Source organism: Prevotella sp. oral taxon 317 str. F0108 (assembly GCF_000162415.1).
GTDB lineage: Bacteria > Bacteroidota > Bacteroidia > Bacteroidales > Bacteroidaceae > Prevotella > Prevotella conceptionensis.
In genome coordinates this window covers 490,826-497,860 of sequence record NZ_GG740073.1, presented here as the reverse complement: position 1 = coordinate 497,860, position 7,035 = coordinate 490,826, and the positions used below count along the sequence as shown (strand labels likewise).

Genomic DNA, 7,035 nt, shown 5'->3' with positions numbered 1-7,035 from the left:
CCCTATACATTTACCCTTTCCTTACGACTTTATTAATAGGAACACACCTTATATATATAGGTGCTATTGCCTAAACATTCTATTAGCGAATTAACAATAACTACATTAATACAAACCCCATGAGAGAAAACGTTTACATAAAGACTTGGCGTTGGCGCATAGCCCAACGCTACGTATCGGCCCTCATGCTACTTGCACCCGTGGCATGTATGGCCTCAACCTCGGCCACATGGGCTGCCATAGGGCATGGGCAACTAACGGCCCTAACGGCTGGCAACAGCATGTATACGGTGAAAAGCGTACTAAGCTACATCGAGAAGAATAGCAACTACGTGTTCGTTTACAACGCCGAGGTGCAAAAGATGATGCCCAATAGGGTGAAAGTGAGCCTCGACGGACGGCCCGCACTGCAAATTCTAGACGAGATGTGCGCCGCCACGGGATTGGCTTACAAGGCCCAAGGAAACCAAATTAGCTTGGCGCAAGCAAAAAACGCGCAGTCCGGCCAACCCGACAAGGGACAGAAACGCCGGATAAAAGGAAACGTGAGCGACGCAAAGGGCGAACCCATCGTGGGCGCAACCATTAGCGAAAAAGGCGGAACGGGCGGTACCATTACCGACATCAACGGCGACTTCACCCTCGAACTGACACCCGGAAACCTCGTCACCGTGTCGTATGTGGGCTTTAAGCCACAGACGGTAAAGCCCACAGAGGGCATGCACGTAACGCTAGACGAACAAACACGCGGACTAGACGAGGTGGTTGTCATTGGTTATGGCACCAAAAAGAAGGCCAACCTCATCGGTGCAGTGAGTACCGTTGGGGCAGAAGAGTTGAAAGACAGGCCAGTCACCAACCTTGGACAGATGTTGCAGGGACAGGTACCCAACCTAAACATCAGCTTTGGAACGGGTACACCTGGCGAAGCAGCCACGTTGAACATCCGCGGAAAGACCTCAATCACCAACTCTGGCGCACCATTGGTACTCATCGATGGTGTAGAAGGCAGCATCGACCGCATTAACCCCAACGACATCGAGAGCGTTTCGGTACTTAAAGATGCCGCCTCGGCCGCCATCTATGGTGCGCGTGCCGGTTTCGGCGTGGTGCTTATCACCACCAAGAGCAACAAAGACGGACAAGCGCACATCAACTACAATGGCCGTTTCAGTTTCTCGGCACCCACAACCAAAACCGATTTCATGACGGTGGGCTATGACGTTGCACGGCTGGTAGACGAGTTTAACACGGCTACAACGGGTAGCAGCTACTCTGGACTGAACGCCGACGACTACAAAATATTGGAAAAACGGCGATACGACGTGACGGAAAATCCTGCAAGACCGTGGACTGTTGTCGACCCACAGGATGGTCGCTACCATTATTATGGCAATTTCGATTGGTATAACTACATCTTCAACTTCTCGCAACCCACGTGGAACCACAATCTAAACGTAAGTGGCGGAACAGATAAGATGAATTATATGATTAGCGGTGGCATGAACGACCACGACGGACTGTACGCCCTCAGCACAGACAAATACTCCACGCGCACACTTATGGCCAAATTCAATGCCGAAGTAACGCCGTGGCTAAGGGTTTTCAGCACCGCTTCGCTTTTCAAGTCGAAGTATAAACAAGCAGGTTACGACTATGAAGGCGGTGGCAACGTGGGTAACCTTGTCTTTCATGCCATGCCTTGGATTGTTCCTGTAAATCCAGACGGAACAAATGTCTACCTTCTTCCAAATAGCAAAGACAAACCCGCAGACGGCTTTGCCGCCATGCTGCGTACAGGTAACGGCTTTACGCAAGTTGGCAAAACCGAGCAAACCTACGCTATCGGAGCCGTGCTCAAAGTGATGGAGGGCTTGGAGATAACGGGTAAGTTAACTTACCGCAACTACGCAAAAGAGAAACAAGCCCGCGCTGCCAACATACAATATGCCATACGCCCCAACGAGGTGCTAACGGCTAGCGGATGGCCATTCAACAACAAGCTGAAAGACGGGCGCGACACATACGAGAACTATGTGTACGACCTTTATGCCAACTTCCACCGCACCTTTGCCGACGTTCATAACGTGAGTGCTGTGGTGGGCAGCAACTACGAAAGAGGACATTACAAGTTTGTGGAGCCTTCGGGAGAGGACCTGACGTCTGACGTACTCAACGACCTTGCACTCTCCACAGGGGCTAAGGGCGTGAAATCATCGCAGAACGAGTTCGCACTGATGGGCTACTTCGCCCGCCTTAGTTACGATTATAACGGGCGTTATCTTGTTGAGGCCAACATGCGTTACGACGGAACGTCGCGTTTCCCACGCAATCATCGCTGGGGTTTCTTCCCCTCTGTGGCTTTGGGGTGGCGCATCAGCGAAGAAGCGTTCTTTGCTCCCGTGCGCCCCGTGGTTAGCAATTTGAAACTACGCGCATCGCTTGGCTCACTGGGAAACCAAATAACAGACAACAGCGCAAAGTTCAATAAGAACACATTCTACCCCTACATGCGCCTGATATCATTGGCCAACACCACCACACTCAATTACATATTCGACAACACGCAGGCCACTTACGCCTCGCTGGGCGATCCCACATCGGGCTCGTTGACGTGGGAAACCATCGTTACGCAAAACGTTGGTCTCGACGTTGGCCTTTTCAACAACCGCCTTTCACTTGCACTCGACGTTTATCGTCGTACAACCAAAGACATGTTGGCCGCAGCGAGAGCACTCCCTGCCGTATACGGCTACAATGCGCCATACGAAAACAACGGCGAACTGCGCACCAACGGATTTGAATTGGTGGTAGGATGGAACGACAAGTTTAACCTTGCAGGCAAGCCTTTCTACTACGGCGTTAACCTAACGCTGGCCGACAGCAAGACGAAAATAACCAAATTCAAGGGCAACGAGTCGAAAGTGCTCGGCCAAGACTACGAAGGAATGGAATGGGGAGAGATTTGGGGATTTCGCATTAAGGGCATTTACCAAAGCGATCAAGAGGCAATTGACCGTGGCGTAGACCAATCTTTCCTTGGTTCGAGGTTCACAGATAAGGCGGGCGACCTTATCTTCGACGATGTTGACGACAGCAAGAAGATTGACATTGGCAAAGGAACGCTTGACAATCATGGCGACTTGGTACGCATAGGCAATTCAACTCCGCGCTATCACTATGGCATCACGGTTAACATGGCCTGGATGGGTTTCGACTTTTCAATGTTCTGGCAGGGCATCGGCAAACAAAACATATACCCTGGCGGCAACAACATGATGTTCTGGGGGCCGTATGCACGCGCTTACAGCTCATTCATCCCCAAGGATTTTCCTGCCAAAGTGTGGTCGACAAACAATCGCGGCGCATATTTTCCACGTCCCGTTGCCGACCTGGCACGCGAACTCGCCATGAGCAAGCCTAACGACAGGTACCTGCAAGACCTTGCTTACTGCCGTTTGAAGAACCTAACCTTTGGCTATACGCTGCCAAAGTCGCTCACAAAGAAGGCTTATCTAGAAAAGGTACGCGTTTATTTCAGCGGCGAAAACATCTTCATCACCAGCAAGCTGAAGAGCGATTACCTAGACCCAGAGCAAATGACGTACGACTCGAACGGACGTGTATATCCCTTCTCAAAGACATTCTCCTTCGGACTTGATGTTTCATTCTAAGCGCAAACAATCATGAAAAAAATATTATTAGCCCAATGCCTGGCCACGGCCGCATTGCTTACAAGCTGCAGCTTGGACCTAGAACCGCTAGACAAGCTGGCAGACCAAAACTATTACAACAACCGCAAGGAGCTAGAAGTGTTTACCAATGGCTTCTATGCCGACTTCCCTACGGCCGAAAACCTATACTCGGAAACGGCCGACATCATCATACCCACAACGCTATTGCCCGAAGTTTTGGGCACGAGAAGTGTGCCACAAAGCGGTGGCGGATGGGGTTGGAAACAGCTGGCCAACATCAACAGCTTTCTGAAAGACTGCTCGCGATGTGGCGATGAGGCCGCTCGCAAGGAGTACGAGGGTGTTGCAAGGTTTTTCAGAGCCTACTTCTATTATAATAAGGTGAAACGATTTGGCGAAGTTCCCTGGTTCAGCGATGTGCTATCGTCTACCGACGACCGTCTATATTCACCGCGCGCACCACGCAACGAACTGATGAGCAACATCATAGCCGACTTAGATTACGCCATCGACAACCTGCCGACGGCAAAAAATCTCTATCGCGTTACAAAGTGGGCTGCACTGGCTTTGAAGTCTAGGGTATGCCTCTATGAGGGTACTTGGCGCAAATATCATGGTGTATCGGGCTACGAAAGCTATCTCGCCGCTGCCGCATCGGCTGCCGAAACGCTCATGGACAGCCGACAATACACCATCTACGCAGCTGGCGAACAACCCTATCGCGACCTCTTTGCCGCAGACAAGGCCAAGACGGAAGAAGTTATACTCGCCCGAAACTATTTCAGCGGGCTAAGCATCGTGCATTCAGCCAACCTCTATTTCCTCGGTGGCGGCTCTGCACCTGGCCTAAACAAGAAAGTGGTTGACAGCTATCTGTTGAAAGATGGGTCGCGTTTTACCGACCAAGCCGACTACGATAAGATGCAATTTTACGAAGAAATGCAGAACCGCGACCCGCGATTGGCACAAACTATCGTAACGCCCGGCTACAAACGAATAGGCCAAACAACGGTTACACCCGTTAGCTTTGCTGCCGCAACAACGGGTTATCAAATCATCAAGTGGGTTTCCACCACTGCATCAGACGGCTATAACAAGTCGCAAAACGACATTCCGCTATTCCGTTTGTCCGAAGTTATGCTTAACTTTGCCGAGGCAAAAGCCGAATTAGGAACGCTTACGCAGGCAGATCTAGACAAGTCGGTAAAGCTGATAAGAGATAGAGTGGGCATGCCCAACATCGATTTGGCCACAGCCAACGCCAATCCCGACCCCTATCTCGAAGCTGCCGAAACGGGTTATCCCAACGTTACGGGCGCAAATAAGGGCGTAATACTTGAAATTAGGCGCGAACGAACCATCGAATTGCTGGCAGAGGGCTTACGCTACGACGACCTTATGCGGTGGAAAGCAGGTAAAACTTTCGAGCAACAATTTAAAGGGATGGTTATTCCAAAGCTCGATGACACCAAACATTTCGTTGTTTGCGACCTCAATGGCAATGGGGTAAACGATGCGGAAGACGTCTGCATATACGAAGGAGACATCGACAACATCAAGGCAAATGCCGAAGTGGCTGGCATCAAACAGTTCTTAAAACTTGGCGTGAACCTGCATGTGGCCAACGGAGCCAATGGCGGTAACATCATCGTACACGACATCGCCAACAACCAACGCAAGTGGAACGAAGACCGCGATTACCTATATCCCATCCCACAAGACCAAATAACAATTTATGGAGGGGTGATAAAACAAAACCCAGGATGGTAATTCGGTTGACGAGTGGACGAGGTGACAAGTGGACAAGTTAGCAAGTTGACCAGTTGACAAGTTAATAGGTTGACGAGTTGACAAGTTGACAAGTTAGCGAGTGGACAAGTTAAAGAGTTGACGAGTTAGTGGGCGTTAGCCATCTTTTCACCTTTTCACCTTTTCACCCTTTCACCTTTCCACCTTTTCACCTTTTCACCCTTTCACCTTTCCACCTTTCCACCCTTTCACCTGTTAATCCACAAAGCATCTCACTCCCCTCTCCCCTTTGGAGAGGGGCAGGGGGTGAGGCTTTTACCACATTTCCACAAAGCATCTCACTCCTTTCTCCCCTTTGGAGAGGGGCAGGGGGTGAGGCTTTTTAAATACATTCATAGCTTATGAAACCTTTATTCAGCACCCTTGTCGTTGCCGCATCGCTCTTTGTCGCCTCACTTCCCATCATGGGTTGTGGCGGAAAAGACGCGCCGGGACACATCCCCGATTACCAGCCAAAGCCGAAAAACGAAGATTATAAGTACGCCAAGGCAGAAGGCAACGTGCGCATAATGACCTACAACTGTTTCTATTGCAAGAGCAACACCAGCAACAAAACATTCTCTGACGAGCATACCGCCGACTTCGCCAAGGTGATAAAGGCACTGAACCCCGACGTGGTGGTGATTCAAGAGCTGGACAGCGGCACAACCGAACGCGCCAAACGCTACCTGCTCGACGACATTCGCCGCGCCACAGGCCTAGACTACGACCTCTTTTTCGGCTCGGCCGCCCCTTATTCGGAGGGCAAAATAGGGCCGGGCGTGTTGTACAAACGCGCCATGCAGCCCACATCCATCAAGAAAGTAGCGTTGCCCGGCAAAGAAACTCGCGCGCTGATGGTGCTCACTTTCCCGCGGTTCACGCTGCTAGGCACCCATCTCGACCTAGACGCAACGGCCCGAAAAACCAGTGCCGAAATCGTAAACCACGAGCTAACCACGCTCGCCACGCAGCCCGTTTTCTTCGCTGGCGACCTTAACGACTCGCCTTCGTGGAAACCCGAACTAACTGCTTTCCCCATCATAACCAAGGCTTTCGACATCATCACCCCACAAACTGGCACTTCTGTCGACCAACCCAACGAAACCATCGACTATATTCTCGTTGACAAGGCGCACAAGGGCGCGGTGAAAGTGGTGCAAACGGCCGTGGTAAAGCAGCTCGAAATAAACGGGAAAGTAACCGAAACGGGAACGATAAGCGACCATTTCCCCGTCTTTGTGGATGTTCGTTTTTAGGTTGTGCGGTGCTAGCCCATCGGCCTTTAAGCCGCTCTGTTTCTGAACTTATAAGTTTTTGAGCTGGCAAATAACGTTAAAATAAATACGGATTTGAAATCAATCACTTCTAAACGATGTGGCATTTGCCATTGTCTTTTTCGGCTACAAGCAGCTTGTAGTCGCACTACAAGAGCCTTGTAGCCCCACTACAAACGCCTTGTAGTAGCAGTACAAGAGCCTTGTAGCCGCAGTACAAAGGCCTTTGTACTGCATCATCTAACGGGAAAAGGAAGTTATTGGCACACAAAATC

3 protein-coding genes are annotated in these 7,035 nt (G+C 50.6%); all 3 read left to right on the top strand.

The genetic code is table 11. The features are described 5' to 3' along the window. Window positions 1–119: 119 nt before the first annotated feature. The 3 genes from HMPREF0670_RS08550 (at window position 120) to HMPREF0670_RS08540 (ending at window position 6,742) form a co-directional block, all read left to right on the top strand. A complete protein-coding gene (locus tag HMPREF0670_RS08550; protein WP_044077997.1) occupies window positions 120–3,674 on the top strand; it encodes a SusC/RagA family TonB-linked outer membrane protein in 3,555 nt (1,184 codons plus the stop codon). 12 nt (window positions 3,675–3,686) lie between these two features. Then, complete coding sequence (locus HMPREF0670_RS08545) at window positions 3,687–5,465, top strand: RagB/SusD family nutrient uptake outer membrane protein (protein ID WP_009230763.1); 1,779 nt, start codon at window positions 3,687–3,689, stop codon at window positions 5,463–5,465. Between the two features lie 380 nt (window positions 5,466–5,845). After that, window positions 5,846–6,742 carry an endonuclease/exonuclease/phosphatase family protein gene (locus HMPREF0670_RS08540; protein ID WP_009230762.1) on the top strand — a complete coding sequence of 299 codons (897 nt, stop codon included), beginning with the start codon at window positions 5,846–5,848 and terminating at the stop codon, window positions 6,740–6,742. Window positions 6,743–7,035: the final 293 nt, after the last annotated feature.